This window comes from Gordonia sp. NPDC003504, from assembly GCF_053587995.1.
In genome coordinates, this window is the sequence record NZ_JBSFPC010000013.1 from 99263 (window position 1) to 115751 (window position 16489).

The window sequence follows — 16489 nt, forward strand, 5'->3', positions numbered from 1 at the left end:
GACGGCTGACGCCGTCGGTCCCGTACCCGGGTCGAGGAGGCAAGAACGGTCAAGCACATCCGTGCCGACGCCGCGGATACTTGCTCTCATGACGACGATGCGCAGTCGACGATGACGGGCCCGGGCCACGACCGCATCCGCGAGTTGCTGGATGCAGTACTCGACGACGACAACGACACCCTGGCAACGATGGCCGAGCATGCACATTCGTCGGCGTTTCACTTCGGCCGGCAGGTGAGCAGGTATTCCGGTGAGGCGCCCCTGGCCATGCGGCGGCGGGTGATGCTCGAACGCGCCGCGTGGTATCTGCACCACGGTCGGCGGGTCACCGACGTGGCCTTCGATTCCGGGTACGAATCGGTGGAGGGATTCAGCCGCGCGTTCGCCCGTGCCTTCGGTCATCCACCGAGTAGCGCTCCGGCGCGGCGGGATCGGGGGCACTGGCTACCCGCACCCAACGGCATCCACTTCCACTCGCCGACGGTGCTTTACGTCGCCGCCGGGCGCGGGACCGGCCATAACGACGAGACCGGGGCGGGCGACATCCTGGCGATGATGATCCGTCACGACATCGACGACACCACGGCGCTCCTGGCGGCGGCAGCAGCACTCGACGACGCGACCTATCGTCGAATCATTCTGCCCGGCAACCGAATTCTGCAATGGCAGGGCGACGACGACTCGATCGCCCATGTGCTCTCCCATCTGGTGACCGACAAACGTCCATGGCTGGCGTGCATCGAGGGTGGTCGGGCACCCGAGGCGGTCTCCGATGATCTCGCCGAACTCACCGCACTGCATCACGAGGTATCCGCGCACTGGATCGCGCTGACGCGGGACATCGACCAGCGGGCCGCGTGGTCGGACAGCGTCATCGACGCCCTGTGTGAGCCACCGGAATCCTTCGTACTGTCCCAGATCGTCGCCCATGTCCTCACGTTCGCCGCCCACCGGCGCATTCTCGCCCGCATGCTGCTGCGTGAGGTCGGTGTCGACGTCACCGTACCCTCGCTCGACCCAGACCCGATCATGTGGCACCGCAACCAATCCGGAGGATTCCGATGACCGCTTTCCGCTACTACACGGCCATCACCCTCGACGGCTTCCTGGCCGATGACGACGACAATCTCGACTGGCTGCTGAACCAACCCATCGACGAGTCCGGACCGATGAATCACACCGACTTCATCACCGGCGTCGGTGCACTGGTCATGGGCGCCACCACGTATCGGTGGCTCCTCGATCACGAGGTGACCGACGGCAGGCCGTGGCCGTACTCGGTGCCGACCTTCCTGTTCACCCACGGCGACGTCGTTGCCGTGTCGGACACGATCCGGGTGGTCGCCGGCGACCCGAGGGAGTTGCGCACCGAGATCGTCTCCGCCGCAGGCGATCGGGACGTGTGGGTGGTCGGTGGGGGAGATCTCGCCGCACAGTTCGCCGACGCGGGCATGCTCGACGAGATCCTGGTGTCGATCGCGCCGGTCACGTTGGGCGGCGGCCGACCGCTGTTCACAGCGCCCTACGATCTCACCCTGAAATCGGTCGAGCGCAACTCCGCATTCGTCTGCGCCCGTTACGATGTCGTGGGTCCGCGGCGTTCCGGCGTGGGCTCGGGGGACGACGGCTCGGGGATGACGGCTCCGGGGGATGTCAGCCCGGAGTGAGTGCCGGACCGGCGATCAGCGGCAGGTCGAGTGTGGTCCGTAGTCCGGCCGGCCCGGCGACAATCGCCGGGATCGCGTTCACCACCCGGCCGACGCCGGCGACGATCGCGGCGTGATTGTGATCGCCCTTGCGGCTGGTCGGGCAGATGTCGACGCGATAGGACGGTTCGCCGGTGATCTCGACGCGGTAGCAGCCCCCGTCCTGGGCGGGCTGCGCCCAATCCGGTCGCAGATCTCCGCGAAGTCTGGTCACATGTTCGACGACGATCACCGGACGTCCGTCGACCATACCGATGATCTCAAAGCGCACCGCCGCGCGGGTCCCCTTGGGCACCGTTCCCGCGGCGATCTCGAATTCCTCTGGTGCGGGCTCACTCTCGTACCGCTCGATGATCTCGTCGATCACGATCCCGGACGCGGCGGCGAGCTCGTGAATGGTGGTCCCCCAGGCCAGAGCGAGTACACCGGGCAGGAACAGCATCGGGGTCTCGTCGAGGGGTTTGGCGAATCCCATCACGTCGAACATGACCTCGGCGCCGTCATAGGTGGCGTAGTCGGCGATCTCCATGCACCGGATCTGCTCGATCCGCTGACACGTTCCGGCGAACGCGAGGGGGATGAGGTCGCTGGCGAATCCGGGATCGACGCCGGAGATGAACACGCTCGCGTCGTGTTCGGTGGCGACCGCCACGATCTTGTCGATGGTCTTGTCCGGCATGGCGCCCCACGGATACTGCAGGGTCACCGGCGCGGTGCCGACGACGTCGATGCCCGCGGCGAGGATGCGCAGCACGTCGTTGAACGCCTCGATCGGCCGGGTGTCACCCATGGCGGTGTAAACGATGCAGTCGGGCTTCGCGGCGATCAGCGTGTCGAGATCGCCGACGGCGCTGACACCGGTGACGGCGCTCGTCCCGGCGAGGGCGCCGGCATCGCGCCCGATCTTGTCGGGGTTGTGCACGCAGACCCCGACCAGCTCGAATCGCGGGTCGTCGATCAGCTGGGCGAGGGCCAGACGGCCGGCGTTTCCGGTCCCGACCAGGCCCACACGGATCGCTGCTGCTTGTTCGGTCACTCTGCCATCGCTTCCCTCGTGGTGAACATCTATCTGTGGTGAACATCTATCTGTGGTGAACATCTGTCCGTGGTGAACATTGTCCGGGGTGAACATCTGTCCGGACTCCTGTCCATATCAGTAGACCATGCTCGGTAGAACGTGTTCTCATTTTCGCGTTTCGCCTGTATGGTTGCTCGCCATGGGACGTGTGGACGGCAAGGTCGCAATCATCACAGGCGGTGCCCGAGGTATGGGCGCCGCGCATGCACGGGCGCTGGTCGCCGAGGGTGGCAAGGTCGTCATCGGCGACATTCTCGACGACGAGGGCAAGGTGCTCGCCGAGGACATCGGTGACGCCGCGCGCTACGTACACCTCGACGTGACCTCGCCGGAGGACTGGCAGGCGGCGGTGGCCGCCGCGACCGACGACTTCGGCAAGGTCGACGTGCTCGTCAACAACGCCGGCATCGTCAATGGCTCGACGATCCAGAAGTTCCGCCTCGACAAGTGGAAACAGATCATCGACGTCAATCTCACCGGAACGTTCCTGGGTATCCAGTCGGTCGCCGATCCGATGATCGCCGCCGGCGGCGGGTCGATCATCAACGTGTCGTCGGTGGAGGGGTTACGCGGAAGTCCTTGGGCGCACGGCTATGTCGCGTCCAAGTGGGGTGTACGCGGACTCGCGAAGTCGGCCGCCTTGGAACTGGCGCCGCACAACGTGCGCGTCAACTCCATCCATCCCGGTCTGATTCGCACACCGATGACCGAGGGCCTGCCCGAGGACATGGTGAAGGTACCGATGGGACGGGCGGCCGACTCGTCGGAGGTCTCGACCTTCGTGGTGTTCCTGGCCAGCGACGAATCGTCCTACGCCACCGGCGCCGAATTCGTCATGGACGGCGGGCTGTCAGCGGACGTGCCGCACAAGTAGATCCGGCGCCGTTGCCGCGGCGCCGCAACCGTCACTCGGTGCCGTAGATCCGGTCGCCGGCATCGCCGATACCCGGCAGGATGTACCCGCGGTCGTCGAGTTCCCGGTCGATGCCCGCGGTGAATATCGGCACCTCGGGGTGTGCGCCCTGTAGCGTCGCGATGCCCTCCGGGCAGGTCAGCACGCACACGAACCGGATCGATCGGGGACGGTACTCCTTGAGCCGGTCGACGGCGGCCACGGCCGAATGCCCGGTCGCCAGAAGCGGATCGACCACCACGACGTCGCGTTCGTCGAGTTCCTTGGGCATCTTGAAGTAGTACTCGACCGGGATGTGGGTCTTGGGATCGCGGTAGAGACCGATGTGTCCGATGCGCGCGCCCGGGACCACGGTCAGCATGCCGTCGGCCATCGACGTGCCGCCGCGCAGAATCGCGGCGAACACCAGCTTCTTGCCGTCGATCACCATGCCGGTGGTGATCTCCATCGGCGTCTCGACCTTGACCTCCTGCATCGGGATGTCGGCGAGGACGTCGTAGGTCATCAGCGTCGAGATCTCGTCCAGGAGACGCCGAAAGTCATTGGTGGAGGTCTGTTTCTGGCGCATCAGGGTGAGTTTGTGTTGCACCAGTGGATGATCGATGACGTGCACGTCGTTCATGGAGGTCTCCTCACGCGATCAGTTGATGTGAAGCCGTCGGTCAGAAGACCGTGCCGTCGCTGGCGATGTCCAACGGCGGCAATCCGTCTCGGAGCGTGCGAGCGGTTTCGCGTCCGGCCGCCCAGGTCCCGCCCTCCAGAACGCAGGCCAGCGGCAACTCGGCCGCTGTCATGCCGAGTCGATCCGCGACCAGGATGGCGATCTCGTCGAGTAGTGCGACGGTCAGGGCCCGCCACTCGACGATGAACTCGTCGTCGACATGCCACCGGGCCGTCAGTGCGTCGTCGGGCACGGGAACGAGCACCGCGGTGTCGAGGAGCAGACCACCGTTGCGGTACTCGGGCAGTGCGGTCAGCGCGCCCAGATCCCCGACGTCGATGCCGGCCCACTCGAAGGGTTCGAGCAGTGAATAGGTCAGCCATTGCGACAGTTTGTGAAACGGCATCCACCCGGCGGTGCCGCCCGCACCACCAACCGCGGTGTGGTGCCAACAATCGCCCAGCGCGACCTCGCCGATCCGGTTGTCCGACGGCCAGATCGGCGACAGCGTGTCGAGCAGCAGCGACAAGATGTCGTGCGCGTCGACCGCACCCCCCGCGGCGGTCAGGCGATCGTAGAGGTCACCCGGCCGCCGGGAGGAGAAGACGTCGGGCCGGGCGTCGAGGGCGTCGGCGAGCCGATGCAGAACCGCCAGGCGGCCGGACAGGCCGACGAGCGGTGTGGTGGGACCGACGCCGAACGCGGCGGCGAGTGCGGCCTCGTCGATGGACCGCAGACCCGCGGCGTCGACCCGAAGCGGGACATCGGGATCCGAGGAGAACAGGCCGCCGGCGAAGGCGTGCACACCGGCCACCGCGAGGCCCTCGGATCGACGCACCCGCTGCCCGGTGCCGGGTTCGTCGAAGTACCACTCTGCGCCCGCGCCGGCGTCGAGCAGAACGCTGACGACGGCGAGGTCGATCTGGGTGCGGGCCCGTTCGGCGGCGCCGACCTCACCGAGTCGGACGTCGAGGTCGGCGACCCGATCCACGCCGCCGACCTCGAAATGCCGCCATCGGCTGTGATACGGGATCGCGAGGTCGGGATAGCGGGCGCGGGTGACCTCGGCGACCAGTGCCACCGCGTCGCCGATGCGGTCGTCGTCGACGCGGAACCACGACGAGGCGCCGGAGCGCGACCGATCCAGCAATGCCGTTGCGCGACTGCGGATCTCCGCAGTCGACCGCAGCGTCGCGACGGCGTTCGCGGTGTCGGGCGAACCGGCGACCCGGGTGCCGGCGGTCATCCGGAGAGCCCCCGGCCCTTGACCTGACGTAGATCGTCGGTGGACGGCACCGCACCCCTGGTGAAGTAGCCGGCCGCCATCTTGGCGTCGATCTCCACTCGGGCGTCGGCCGGGATGAGTTCCATCGGGATGTCGACGCGCTCACCGACACTGATCCCGGAACCGGTGATCGCGTCGTACTTCATGTTGCTCATCGACACCAGGCGGTCGATCTTGGTGATACCCAGCCAATGCAGCACGTCGGGCATGAGTTCCTGGAATCGCATGTCCTGCACGCCGGCGACGCACTCGGTACGTGCGAAGTACTGGTCGGCGGTGTCGCCACCCTCCTGACGTTTGCGGGCGTTGTAGACGAGGAATTTGGTGACCTCGCCGAGCGCGCGGCCCTCCTTGCGCGAATAGGCGACCAGGCCCACTCCGCCGCGTTGCACCCCCTGGATGCATTCCTCGATCGCGTGGGTGAGGTAGGGGCGGCAGGTGCAGATGTCGGACCCGAACACGTCGGAGCCGTTGCATTCGTCGTGGACCCGGGCGGTGAGCTCGGTACCGGGATCCGACAGCTTCGTCGGGTCACCGAAGATGTAGACCGTCTGGCCGCCGATCGGGGGCAGGAACACCTCGAGATCCGAACGTGTCACCAATTCCGGATACATGCCGCCGGTCTCCTCGAACAGCACCCGCCGCAACTCGGTCTCGGTGCAGCCGAACCGCTCGGCCACGCCCGGCAGCCACCACACCGGTTCGACGGCAGCCTTGGTCACCAGGGCGGCACCGGTCGGCAAGAGGACCTCGCCGTCGGGATGCAACCGCCCCGACGCGATGGCCTCGGCGATCTCCGGGAGGATGACGTGCGCCTTGGTGATGGCGATGGTCGGGCGGATATCGTATCCGCGGGCCAACAACTCCGGGAATGACTCGGCGATCGTCGCGCCCCACGGGTCGATGCTGACGATCGTTTTCGGATCCGACCACTGCGGATGCGGTCCGACGATGTCGGTCGGTGAGGTATTGGTGAGATCGGCGCGGTGCTCGCGCGACAACGCACCGGCGGCGACGGCCAGCGCGCGGTACACGCTGTAGGAGCCGCTGTGGGTTCCCACGACGTTGCGGTGGGCGCGATCGGTGGTGGTCGCGATGACCGGCCCACGTGCCCCGGCGGTCGGTGCACCCCAGGTGATCGATGGTGCGGCCGCTCCGCCGCTGTGGGAGGTCAGGCGGATATGGCCGGGGGGCCGCCCGCTCGCTGTGGTCGCCATTGCCCGTCCTCTCCGCGTCGTCCCGGTCCTTCACCGGAGACGATCGACGTTCTGGTGGATCCCGCTGTGGTGGATCCGTCGATACCGGTCTCACCGGTGTCGAGGAAACCGCCAGCATAGTCACGGATCCGGGCGCCTGCCCGGCGAAGCACGTGCGGTGTGCTCGCGGTGGCGCTCATTGTTGGCTGCCTCGTCGATGCACCGACACCGCGTAATCGCCTCCGGTGAACCGATCCCCATCCCAGGTGGCATATCGGTCGACCGCCGTGAGGCCCGCTGTCTCGGCGTGACTGTCGTAGTCGGACAACGACAGTCGTTCCGGCCTCACCGAGAATCCGGCCACCAGCAGGCCGCCGGGCCGCAGTCGCGCCGCACATTGCGCGAGTACCCGCGCTTCGGAACCGGGGGTGAGAAAGATCATCACGTTCCCGGCGAGGACGACGACGTCGAACCGGGCGGTCACGTGATCGGCGAGTTCGGCGAGATCGGCTGTCATCCAGTCGATGTCGGCACACTTATCCCGGGCCGTGGCGAGCATGCCGTCGTCGGCGTCGACACCGACGACGACGTATCCACGTCGATGCAGTTCGATGCCCACCCGCCCGGTCCCGCAGCCCGCGTCGAGGACCCGGGTGCCGCCGACATCCTTGAGTAGTGATTCGACGAGATCGGCCTCCCCGTGGATGTTGTCCCCGGATGCCGCCAGTTGCTCCCACCGCTGGTCGTAGTCCCGGCCGCGCGGTGCCGACGTCGCATCCCAACGTGTCATCGCTCCAGTGTGCTCCCGGGCGCCGGCGGAAACCACGTTGACCGTTGCGCGCACCGAGTCCAGACTGGTTGGGTGATCGCTTCATCGGGTGCCGGCGCACTGCGCCGTGAGGGGGTTGCCGGCGTGCGCGCCGGCCGCAGATAGCTCTCGTCTTCGGAACGCGGACGTCACCAGACGACGTCCGCGGCCTGAGTCACGCCCATCGGGCGTCCCCACCTCACTCCCGACGATCACCAGGAGCTGCTTTACTCATGCACTCATTGTCCGAATCCGACATTCGTACCGCACTTGTCAACGCCTCGGTCCGGGAACGCAAGTCCCTGCATCTTCCGCCCGACTTCGACGAGATCGGTTGGGCAGAACTCGACTACCTCGGGTGGCGGGATCCCAAGTCGCCGACCGTCGGCTATCTCGTCATCCACCGTGACGAACATCCCGTCGGTCTCATGCTGCGCGCCGGAGCGATACCCCCACGCACCAGGCCGCAGTGCGCACTGTGCGAGGACATCTCGCTGCCCAACGAGGTGGTGTTGTTCAGTGCCCGCCGCGCGGGTCCGGCGGGCCGCAAGGGAGACACCGTCGGCACCCTGATCTGTGCGAACTTCGAATGTTCACGCAATGTGCGGCGGTTGCCGTCCTCGGCGATGGCCGGCGACGACCCCGAACGCGTGCGTCTGGCCCGCATCGACGGGCTTCGTGAGCGCGTGCAGCGCTTCGTGGCGCGCGTGGCCTCGGCTGACTGACGGCCCTCCACGCGCCACGACAGGGGTCATGACGCGACAGGGGCGCCCCCGGGAATCCGGGGGCGCCACCGTCGTACTGCCGCCTCACACGGCAGGTGTGATCAGTCCAGATCGAACCGGTCGAGCTCCATCACCTTGGTCCAGGCCTTGATGAAGTCGACGACGAACTTCTCCTTGGAGTCGTCCTCGGCGTACACCTCGGCGAGGGCACGGAGATCGGAGTTGGCGCCGAACGCCAGATCGACGCGGGTCCCGGTCCACTTCTGTGCACCCGTCTCCCGGTCGGTGGCGACGTAGGTGCCGTCGTCGGCCGGTGCCTTGCTCCACTCGACATCCATGTCACAGATGTTGACGAAGAAGTCATTCGTCAAGGTGCCGGGCGTCTCGGTGAGCACACCATGGGCAGAACCCTGGTAGTTCGCACCCAGCACCCGCAGACCACCGACGAGGACCGTCATCTCCGGCGGCGACAGGGTCAACAGATTCGCCTTGTCGACCAGATTGAACTCGGCAGGCAATTCGTTGCCCTTGCCCTCGTAGTTGCGGAAACCGTCGTACTTCGGCTCCAGGTACGCGAACGACTCGGTGTCGGTCTGATCCTGGGTGGCGTCGGTCCGCCCGGCCGTGAACGGCACCGACACGTCGAATCCCGCATCCTTGGCGGCCTTTTCGATGGCGGCGACGCCACCGAGTACCACCAGATCGGCGAAGGACACCTTGGGTCCGCTCTCGGCGTTGAAGGCTTGCTGCACACTCTCGAGCTTGCCGATCACCTGCGCCAGCTCGTCGGGTTCGGCGGATTCCCACCCGAGCTGCGGCTGCAGGCGGATACGGCCACCATTGGCGCCGCCACGGTAGTCACTGCCACGGAACGTCGCGGCCGCCTTCCACGCCGTCGACACCAGCTGTGCGACACTCAAGCCCGACTCGAGGATTGATGCCTTGAGGCTGTCGGCGTCGGAATCGGAGATCGTCGGGCCCTGCTGAGCGGGAACGTTGTCTTGCCACAGGTAGGTCTCCGACGGCGCGAGCGGACCGCGGTACCGGATGGCCGGACCCATGTCACGGTGCAGGAGCTTGAACCACGCCTTGGCGAACTCCTCGGCCAGCTCCTCCGGATGATCGAGCCAACGCCGAGTGATCTCACCGTAGGCCGGGTCGAAGCGCATCGTCAGGTCGGTGGTCAGCATCGCCGGGTGGGTCTTGCCCTCGCCCTGGGCCATCGGGGTGGTGTTGGCCCACCCGTTGTCCTTGGGCTTCCACTGGTTGGCGCCGGCCGGGCTCTTGGTGAGTTCCCATTCGTTGCCGTAGAGGATCTCCAGGAAGCTGTTGTCCCACTTGGTCGGTGTGTGGGTCCAGGTGACCTCGATACCACTGGTGATGGTGTCGTTGCCGTGCCCGGTGCCCTGCGGATTCTTCCAGCCCAGGCCCATCTGCTCGAGCGGCGAGGCCTCGGGCTCGGGGCCCAGCAGGTCGGCGTCACCGTTGCCGTGGGTCTTGCCGAAGGTGTGCCCGCCGACGATCAGGGCGGCGGTCTCCACATCGTTCATGGCCATCCGGCCGAAGGTCTCCCGGATATCGGCTGCGGCCGCGAGATAATCCGGGTTCCCCTCAGGGCCTTCGGGATTGACGTAGATCAAGCCCATGGTGGTGGCGCCCAACGGGTTCTCGAGCTCCCGCTTGCCGTCCTGGTAACGCAGGTTGGTACCCAGCCACACCGACTCGGCACCCCAGTACACCTCCTCGGCCTCCCACTCGTCGGGCCGCCCGAAGGCGAAGCCCTTGGTGTGAAAGCCCATGTCCTCCAACGCGACATTGCCGGCGAGGACGAGCAGATCCGACCACGACAGAGCCTTGCCGTACTTCTTCTTCACCGGCCACAACAGGCGGCGGGCCTTGTCCAGGCTGACGTTGTCCGGCCAGCTGTTGAGCGGCGCGAAACGCTGCATACCGGTGCCGGCACCGCCGCGGCCGTCCTCGACGCGGTAGGTGCCCGCGGCATGCCACGACATTCGGACGAAGAACGGTCCGTAGTGCCCGAAGTCGGCTGGCCACCACGACTTCGAGTCCGTCATCACGGCCTTGACGTCGGCGACGAGGCCGTCGACATCGAGGCCGGCGAGCGCCGCGTCGTAGTCGAAATCAGGTTCGCGGGGCCGGATGACATCCGGATTATGGGCCAGGACACGGAGATTCAGCTTCTCCGGCCACCACTGGTCGTTGCCACCACCCTCCACGGGCGGCCGGATGTGCATCGGACAGCCTGCCGGCTCTCCGGCATCGGTGTTCGCCTCTCCGATCGGGGGGGAGGCGATGTTCTCGTCAGACACGACATTCCTTTCGGTGTGGGGTGATCCGGGCTGTGATCACGGTCGTGACCCGGGGCTGGAAGAGGCTGCGCATTTGGGGCACAACCCCCAGTAGATGACCTCGGCCTCGTCGAGAACGAAACCATTGTCGTCGGACGCCGTCAGACACGGACGTTCGCCGACCGCACAATCCACATCGCCGATGGTGCCGCAGGAGCGGCACACCGTGTGATGGTGATTGTCACCGACGCGCGCCTCGTATCGAGCCACATGACCCGATGGCTGGATACGGCGGACGAGCCCGACGTCGGTGAGTGCGGCGAGGATGTCGTACACCGCTTGCCGTGAGACGTCCGGCAGGTCCGCACGTGCGGCCTGGAAGATCGACTCGGTGTCGGCATGTGGTCGTGCATGGACAGCCTCGAGTACCGCCACCCGGGGGCGGGTGACGCGGAGTTCGGCGGAACGTAACATGCCCGCGAAATCCGACGGTGAGGTCACGGCGATCAGTATGCGCCCCTTTCTGGAATGATTCAGGACTTTCGCAAACTGAGACGGACGTTCCGGCCGCGCCGCGATGCCCCGACGCGCTGCGTGCCGAGCTGACACCGCGTGCCAAGCTGACATGGTGCGTGCGACGTCGGACAAGGTGATCGAGGAATCGGTGGCATGGCGATCGTCATGGCATCCGCAGGGGTCGCAGTACCATCGCGACGGCGCATTCGAGTTCTACGTCCTCGACGGTGAGGCGACGCTGCTGCACTATCACGGCCGCGAGACCAATCCCGTGCGCGTCCTCGACTCCGCGGCGACGGTGATGGCCCGTCGCGGCGCGTCGTCGGCACGCATCACGGTGGGAGTGGGGACCTTCGCCGGCCTCGACGAGGACATCCTGCGGCGCCGCGGCGCACGCACCGTGGCCGTCGTCGACATCGTCGCGATCACACTGGGTGATGGCGTCGATGCCGCGATGGTGGTGCCGGAACACATCACCGTGCACCGCGTGACCACGCCGGACGACGTCCCCGAGTTCGCCGACGTGTCCGGACGCGCCTGGGGTTTTCCACCGCATATTCTGGCCGAGCCGGACTTCCGCGTCGACGACCCATGCATCCGGCTCTTCACCGCCTCGGAGGGCGGGACTGCCGTCGGGACCGGCGGCTACCACTTGTGCGGCGACGTCGCCCGGTTCTGGGGTGCGGCGATCCTGCCCGAGCATCGAGGCCGCGGCGCATACCGGGCGCTGATCTCCGCGCGGCTCCGCGATGCCCTCGATCTGGGCGCCCGACTCGCGCTGGTCCATGCCGAGCAGACGTCCTCGCCGATCCTGCAGAGCCTGGGTTTCGTCAAATACGGCGAGCGGCGGCTGACGTGGCTTCCGCTCGCGTGATGCCCATGATGCTCAGGCCACCGCAAGCAGGATGCCCACCCCGATGAACAGGGTGCCGAAGAAGATGTTGAGGCGGCGCTGACCACGTTCGCTGCGGGTGCCCCGGGCGAAACCACGTCCGACGAGGGCGAAGAACAGCCACATCACGCCAATGTCGACGACGACGATCGTGATGCCGATGATCAGGTACTGCAGCAGGAATCCAGTCTCCGGTCGGACGAATCCAGGGATGAACGCCAGGAAGAACACGATGGCCTTCGGGTTGAGCAGATTGACCCACAGCCCCTGGACGAACATCGACGAAGCCGTCTGGGTGCGGGCGCCGGCGGTGGGATCGGCGGTGGCCAACGGTCGCCGAAGGATCTGTCGCACACCGAGATACACCAGATATGCGGCGCCGGTGTAGCGGATCACCTCGAACGCGGTCGGGGAGCGGGCGATGATCAGACCGAGGCCGGCGGCCACGATGGCGAGTTGGACGATCAGGGCCGCCTGTTGGCCGAGGACTCCCCAGATCGCACGCCGGTGACCGACCGCGATGGCGTTCGACATCGTGTTCACCGCGCCCGCTCCGGGGGTGAAGCTGATGAGAAGGCAGGCGAGCAGCAACGTCACCCAGGTGGACCACGACACGTCGCGTCAGAGTAGCCGTCCGATCCGGGCACGGTGTGAGCCGGGCATGGTGTGATCGAGTCATGACCGACGCCTCCGCCGATCTCGATGAGATCGCCGACGAACTGTACGGGCTCACACCGGCGGACTTCACCGCGCGGCGTAACGCGTATGCGAAAGGGGCTCGGCAGCGCGGCGATCGGGACCTCGCGGCCACCATCACCGCGCTGCGGCGTCCCACCCGGTCCGCCTGGATTCTCAACCAGTGGATTCGACGCCACCCAGACGGCATCGACGCGATCGTCGAACTCGGCACCGAACTGCGTGAGGCGCAGCGCCGCGGTGCGGTCGGGCGGCTCCGCGACCTCGCCGGCCACCGACGGCACGTCATCGTCGATGCGGCCGCCGGCATCGGCGAGGTGGCAGCGGACCTCGGTGCCCGGATGTCGCCGGCGACCGAACGGGAGATCACCCAGACCCTGCGGGCAGCGATCGCCGACGTGGCCACCGCGCACCTGCTCGGCCGGGGTCGGCTGGTGGTGGCCGCCGAATACAGCGGGTTCGGTCCCGCCGGCATCGTCGCCGTGCCCGATGCGCCCACCGAGGATTCGGCAGATCGGTCCGGGGTTGATGCGGATGAGTCCACCGACGACGGCACCGAATCCTCCGACAGGGCCGAACTCGAGAGGCGACGTCGCCACGCCGAAGCCGACCTGCGACAAGCCGAGTCCCTTCGCGACGACGCCCGGCGGGCGGTGAGCGCTGCGGCGGAAGCGGTCTCGGTCGCCGCCGCCGAGGTGGGTACGCTGACCGACGAAACCGACCGGCTGCGAGCCGAACTCGCACGCGCCGAGCAGGAATTGGGCTTCGCCAGGCGACGGCACTCCACCGCCGGCGACGCCGCCACGGCGGCGGCCGGCGAACTCCGTTCCGCCGAGCGGGCCGTCGCCGCCGCACGGGACGTGCTCGACCGCCTGCCCGGAGACTGACCGGGCCCCGGCGTAGGGTATGTCTCCCATTGCCCTTAATTCCGTTGCGCCATCACGCTGTGCGGTATTCCGTCCTCCAAAGGGGCGGAGCCGCAGGGAAAGCGCATCCTCCGTCGATACATGCAGTAGCTCAGATATGCGATACCAAGCGAAAGTCTTTCCCCGGCGACATGTGACAGTGTCCTAAACCCTGACCCGGCAACGGGAATCGGGGCATCGCACGGCCCGCAAGGCCGGACGGTGTTCATGCGTGAGTCGTGGTAGCGAGGGACCGGCCAGTCCGTCGTGACACCCAAAGCGGTGGAGAAGCGGTCTCCGATACGCCTAGTGCCACGAACGGCACTGGACACGGTGGGTACCGTCGAGAGGCGGTGGACACGCGAAAAACCCCTCCCACAGGGGGAGTGCAATTCGCCAGAGCCCACCGAGAGCCGGGAGCACGTCTCACTCCCGGCACTCACATTCTCCCCGGCGCATCACCAGGAGTCGATGACGTCGGCCAGGATCTCGCACTGTCGACCGAAGAACTCGCGGGACACCCCGAGTTTCGGTGCGACGATGTCGAATCCGTGAAATGCGCCGGGCACGGTGTCGAACGTGACGGGAACGCCGGCGTCGGACAGGCGGCGCGCGTAGGCGAGATCCTCGTCGTGGAACAGGTCACGGGTGCCGACGCCGATCCACGCCGGTGGCAGACCGCGCAGGTCGTCGCGACGGGCCGGGGCGACGAGAACCGGGTCGGCACCGCCGAGGTAGGCCGCCCACGCCACCCGATTGGATTTCGGACTCCACGCCCGAAGCCGCGATGGGTCGCCGGCCGGGTCCTCGGTGGTGCGGTCATCGATCATCGGATAGACCAACAGCTGGAAGCGTGGCGAGAAGTCGCCGATGTCGCGGTATCGCAGGGCCAGTGCCGCAGCCAGTCCGCCGCCCGCGCTCGCACCGCCGAGGATGATGCGGTCGGGGTCGACGTCGGGTTGTCGCGCAAGCCATTCCAGCGCGAGGTGGCAATCCTGCAGAGGTACCGGATATGGATGACCGGGCGCCAAACGGTACTCGACGGCGGCCACGACGATGCCGAGGCGCCGAGCGAAGTCGCTGCACCGCTGGTCGTCCCCGGCCGCCGAACCGATGACATACCCACCACCGTGCATCCACAGCATTGCACCAGCGGATGGCGCTGCGGTGACGTCGTCGGCGGCGGGACGATGAACACGGACGGCGACGCCGTCGCCGAGATGATGGATCTCCACGCCCTCGGGCGTTCGCGCGGCGAGTCGGCGACTCAACGCCTGCAGGGGACGGATCGTGGCGTTCGTGACGATGGTTCGAGGAAGCAGTCGGGCAGCGAGTCTCAGGTCGGGATGGACGGGATCGTCGGTGGGTGATCCCGGAGCGTCGTCGTACATCGGCTACCGCGCACCGTATCGCGCGTCGACGATGCCGAGCCGGACGACCTCACGCAACCAGTCCGGGAATTCGGAGAGCAGTTGCTCGTACAGTTCGGCGTCACTCATCCTGTCGACGTCGTCGATGGCGAAGAATCCGGCGTTGTCCACGACCCGGCCGGTGAGAGTGTCGAGTTCGGTCAGGATTCCGAAACGGTTGCGGCCCAGACCGATGAACTGCCAGAACACCGGCAGGCGGGCGGCGTCGTGAATGAGCGACCGGATCCTGGGCACCTTCGAATGGAATCCGCCATCGGTGAAGAACAGCACCAACACGGGCTGACGATCGGTGACGTCACCGAGGAGTGCGTTCATGATCGGCAGCTCTTCGTTGACGCCACCGATCTGGCGGTCGTAGTCGATCTCCGGACCCAGCGGGGGTCCGTGCCGGCCGGTCAGGTGTACGTAGGTGTCCATCCAGCGGTCGGCGTCGGCGACGGTGACGTCGGGGAGTTGCGCGTACCCGCTGCCGTAGAGGTAGGCCTCCAAGTTGCCGTCGCTGTCGAGTTGGGTGGCCACCGGGATCATGCGCTCCACCACCCGGTGGACGGTGCGCTGCTTGTAGAGTTTGCGCATCGACATCGTCTTGTCGATCACCAGGATCACCCGAGCAGTGGCGCCGGCGGCACCCTTGGTGAGAAGGACCTTGTGCACCTGCTCTTTTCGCAGGTTCAGTGTCTGACGTTTCTCCAGGGACAGCTTCTCTTCGCCCTTGACCATGCGAATGGCCGGTGCGGCCGGAACGCCCGGGTTTGCGGGCGCCGCAGGTGGTGTCGCAGTCGGTTCGTCATCGACGTCAACGCCGTGCTCGCGGACGAGCGCGGCGAATCCGCCCTCCCAGCCGGCCGATTCGCTGCGGACCTTCCAGCCGGCGCCACGTCGGTACACCTCGACGAGGACGGCGGCCCGCTCGACGGTCAGTCCCTGCGCCGGGGCGCTGATGGTGTCGGCGCCGTCGGTGATCGTGGTGGTGATCGACGAGGCACCCAGCGTCGCCGGAGCGTCGATCGACAGACCGATGGCGATGCGATCCACCTCGGCAGGCAACGCCGCCAGGTCGATAGCGAGGGTCGACGGTCCGGTGAGAATCACCCCGCCCTCCGGACTCCGCGGATTGTTGAAGAACACGAAATCGGCGTCGGTGCGCACGCGTCGGTCGGCTGCGAGCAGAAACGCGACGATGTCGACCGGCGCCCCGCTGACCGCGACGGTCAGCGATGGCGATGACACAGTGGTGTTCTCTCCGCGCCCGAGTGAGCGAGCATCCATGGTGCGGCATCCTCCGAATTGTCCGTTTCGATGTCCCTCGAGAAACCCTACGTGGTGCCGCCGACAGTATCGGGCTCAGCGTCTCGGAATGCACGAACGG

The 16489-nt window shown here is 66.9% G+C and carries 16 protein-coding genes; 6 read left to right on the forward strand and 10 right to left on the reverse strand.

Features of this window, described 5'->3' with window-relative positions; genetic code table 11:
* Positions 1 to 111: 111 nt before the first annotated feature.
* Positions 112 to 1065 (forward strand): helix-turn-helix domain-containing protein, encoded by a 954-nt coding sequence (locus tag ACWDPV_RS20295; protein WP_449744399.1) that lies wholly within the window; start codon positions 112 to 114, stop codon positions 1063 to 1065.
* Positions 1062 to 1667: a dihydrofolate reductase family protein gene (locus tag ACWDPV_RS20300; RefSeq protein WP_449744400.1), complete on the forward strand. Its 606-nt coding sequence runs from the start codon at positions 1062 to 1064 to the stop codon at positions 1665 to 1667. The genes ACWDPV_RS20295 and ACWDPV_RS20300 overlap by 4 nt, the downstream gene beginning before the upstream one ends.
* On the opposite strand, the gene ACWDPV_RS20305 is transcribed toward ACWDPV_RS20300, so the two are convergent.
* Positions 1654 to 2742, reverse strand: a complete 1089-nt coding sequence (locus ACWDPV_RS20305; RefSeq protein WP_449744401.1) for an NAD(P)H-dependent amine dehydrogenase family protein — start codon at positions 2740 to 2742, stop codon at positions 1654 to 1656. The two genes, ACWDPV_RS20300 and ACWDPV_RS20305, sit on opposite strands and share 14 nt — an antisense overlap.
* A gap of 181 nt (positions 2743 to 2923) precedes the next feature.
* Between ACWDPV_RS20305 and ACWDPV_RS20310 the strand changes: the two genes are divergently transcribed.
* Entirely contained in the window at positions 2924 to 3658 is a 735-nt protein-coding gene (locus ACWDPV_RS20310; protein WP_449744402.1) for a glucose 1-dehydrogenase, read from the forward strand.
* A 31-nt stretch (positions 3659 to 3689) separates the two neighbouring features.
* On the opposite strand, the gene upp is transcribed toward ACWDPV_RS20310, so the two are convergent.
* The 4 genes from upp to ACWDPV_RS20330 form a co-directional block, all read right to left on the reverse strand.
* Positions 3690 to 4319: a uracil phosphoribosyltransferase gene (upp, locus tag ACWDPV_RS20315; protein WP_449744403.1), complete on the reverse strand. Its 630-nt coding sequence runs from the start codon at positions 4317 to 4319 to the stop codon at positions 3690 to 3692.
* A gap of 40 nt (positions 4320 to 4359) precedes the next feature.
* Positions 4360 to 5604 carry a URC4/urg3 family protein gene (locus tag ACWDPV_RS20320; protein WP_449744404.1) on the reverse strand — a complete coding sequence of 415 codons (1245 nt, stop codon included), beginning with the start codon at positions 5602 to 5604 and terminating at the stop codon, positions 4360 to 4362.
* Complete coding sequence (locus ACWDPV_RS20325) at positions 5601 to 6860, reverse strand: GTP cyclohydrolase II (protein ID WP_449744405.1); 1260 nt, start codon at positions 6858 to 6860, stop codon at positions 5601 to 5603. The genes ACWDPV_RS20320 and ACWDPV_RS20325 overlap by 4 nt, the downstream gene beginning before the upstream one ends.
* Before the next feature lie 175 nt (positions 6861 to 7035).
* Entirely contained in the window at positions 7036 to 7629 is a 594-nt protein-coding gene (locus tag ACWDPV_RS20330) for a class I SAM-dependent DNA methyltransferase (protein WP_449744406.1), read from the reverse strand.
* A gap of 251 nt (positions 7630 to 7880) precedes the next feature.
* On the opposite strand from ACWDPV_RS20330, the gene ACWDPV_RS20335 reads away from it, so the two are divergent.
* A complete protein-coding gene (locus ACWDPV_RS20335; RefSeq protein ID WP_449744407.1) occupies positions 7881 to 8372 on the forward strand; it encodes an FBP domain-containing protein in 492 nt (163 codons plus the stop codon).
* Between the two features lie 101 nt (positions 8373 to 8473).
* Here the strand turns inward: ACWDPV_RS20335 and katG are convergent, their stop codons facing one another.
* Positions 8474 to 10702, reverse strand: coding sequence for a catalase/peroxidase HPI (katG, locus tag ACWDPV_RS20340; RefSeq protein WP_449744408.1), 2229 nt, complete (start codon positions 10700 to 10702; stop codon positions 8474 to 8476).
* Between the two features lie 36 nt (positions 10703 to 10738).
* Positions 10739 to 11155 (reverse strand): Fur family transcriptional regulator, encoded by a 417-nt coding sequence (locus ACWDPV_RS20345; protein ID WP_449744442.1) that lies wholly within the window; start codon positions 11153 to 11155, stop codon positions 10739 to 10741.
* A gap of 151 nt (positions 11156 to 11306) precedes the next feature.
* Here ACWDPV_RS20345 and ACWDPV_RS20350 point away from each other — a divergent pair, with 151 nt between their 5' ends.
* A complete protein-coding gene (locus ACWDPV_RS20350; protein ID WP_449744409.1) occupies positions 11307 to 12071 on the forward strand; it encodes a GNAT family N-acetyltransferase in 765 nt (254 codons plus the stop codon).
* Between the two features lie 12 nt (positions 12072 to 12083).
* Here the strand turns inward: ACWDPV_RS20350 and ACWDPV_RS20355 are convergent, their stop codons facing one another.
* Positions 12084 to 12704: a LysE family transporter gene (locus ACWDPV_RS20355; protein WP_449744410.1), complete on the reverse strand. Its 621-nt coding sequence runs from the start codon at positions 12702 to 12704 to the stop codon at positions 12084 to 12086.
* 62 nt (positions 12705 to 12766) lie between these two features.
* On the opposite strand from ACWDPV_RS20355, the gene ACWDPV_RS20360 reads away from it, so the two are divergent.
* Entirely contained in the window at positions 12767 to 13672 is a 906-nt protein-coding gene (locus tag ACWDPV_RS20360) for a hypothetical protein (protein ID WP_449744411.1), read from the forward strand.
* A 476-nt stretch (positions 13673 to 14148) separates the two neighbouring features.
* On the opposite strand, the gene ACWDPV_RS20365 is transcribed toward ACWDPV_RS20360, so the two are convergent.
* The gene (locus ACWDPV_RS20365; RefSeq protein ID WP_449744412.1) at positions 14149 to 15081 is read right to left on the reverse strand and encodes an alpha/beta hydrolase; all 933 of its coding nucleotides are present in this window, start codon (positions 15079 to 15081) and stop codon (positions 14149 to 14151) included.
* A gap of 3 nt (positions 15082 to 15084) precedes the next feature.
* Entirely contained in the window at positions 15085 to 16389 is a 1305-nt protein-coding gene (locus tag ACWDPV_RS20370; protein WP_449744413.1) for a VWA domain-containing protein, read from the reverse strand.
* Between the last annotated feature and the right edge of the window lie 100 nt (positions 16390 to 16489).

What these genes read in the sequence shown, in the direction of transcription:
- ACWDPV_RS20295 (WP_449744399.1), top strand. Translation starts at nt 112, where the DNA reads ATGACGGGCCCGGGCCACGACCGCATCCGCGAGTTGCTGGATGCAGTA.
- ACWDPV_RS20300 (WP_449744400.1), top strand. Translation starts at nt 1,062, where the DNA reads ATGACCGCTTTCCGCTACTACACGGCCATCACCCTCGACGGCTTCCTG.
- ACWDPV_RS20310 (WP_449744402.1), top strand. Translation starts at nt 2,924, where the DNA reads ATGGGACGTGTGGACGGCAAGGTCGCAATCATCACAGGCGGTGCCCGA.
- upp (WP_449744403.1), bottom strand. Translation starts at nt 4,319, where the DNA reads ATGAACGACGTGCACGTCATCGATCATCCACTGGTGCAACACAAACTC.
- ACWDPV_RS20320 (WP_449744404.1), bottom strand. Translation starts at nt 5,604, where the DNA reads ATGACCGCCGGCACCCGGGTCGCCGGTTCGCCCGACACCGCGAACGCC.
- ACWDPV_RS20325 (WP_449744405.1), bottom strand. Translation starts at nt 6,860, where the DNA reads ATGGCGACCACAGCGAGCGGGCGGCCCCCCGGCCATATCCGCCTGACC.
- ACWDPV_RS20330 (WP_449744406.1), bottom strand. Translation starts at nt 7,629, where the DNA reads ATGACACGTTGGGATGCGACGTCGGCACCGCGCGGCCGGGACTACGAC.
- ACWDPV_RS20335 (WP_449744407.1), top strand. Translation starts at nt 7,881, where the DNA reads ATGCACTCATTGTCCGAATCCGACATTCGTACCGCACTTGTCAACGCC.
- ACWDPV_RS20345 (WP_449744442.1), bottom strand. Translation starts at nt 11,155, where the DNA reads ATGTTACGTTCCGCCGAACTCCGCGTCACCCGCCCCCGGGTGGCGGTA.
- ACWDPV_RS20350 (WP_449744409.1), top strand. Translation starts at nt 11,307, where the DNA reads ATGGTGCGTGCGACGTCGGACAAGGTGATCGAGGAATCGGTGGCATGG.
- ACWDPV_RS20360 (WP_449744411.1), top strand. Translation starts at nt 12,767, where the DNA reads ATGACCGACGCCTCCGCCGATCTCGATGAGATCGCCGACGAACTGTAC.
- ACWDPV_RS20365 (WP_449744412.1), bottom strand. Translation starts at nt 15,081, where the DNA reads ATGTACGACGACGCTCCGGGATCACCCACCGACGATCCCGTCCATCCC.
- ACWDPV_RS20370 (WP_449744413.1), bottom strand. Translation starts at nt 16,389, where the DNA reads ATGGATGCTCGCTCACTCGGGCGCGGAGAGAACACCACTGTGTCATCG.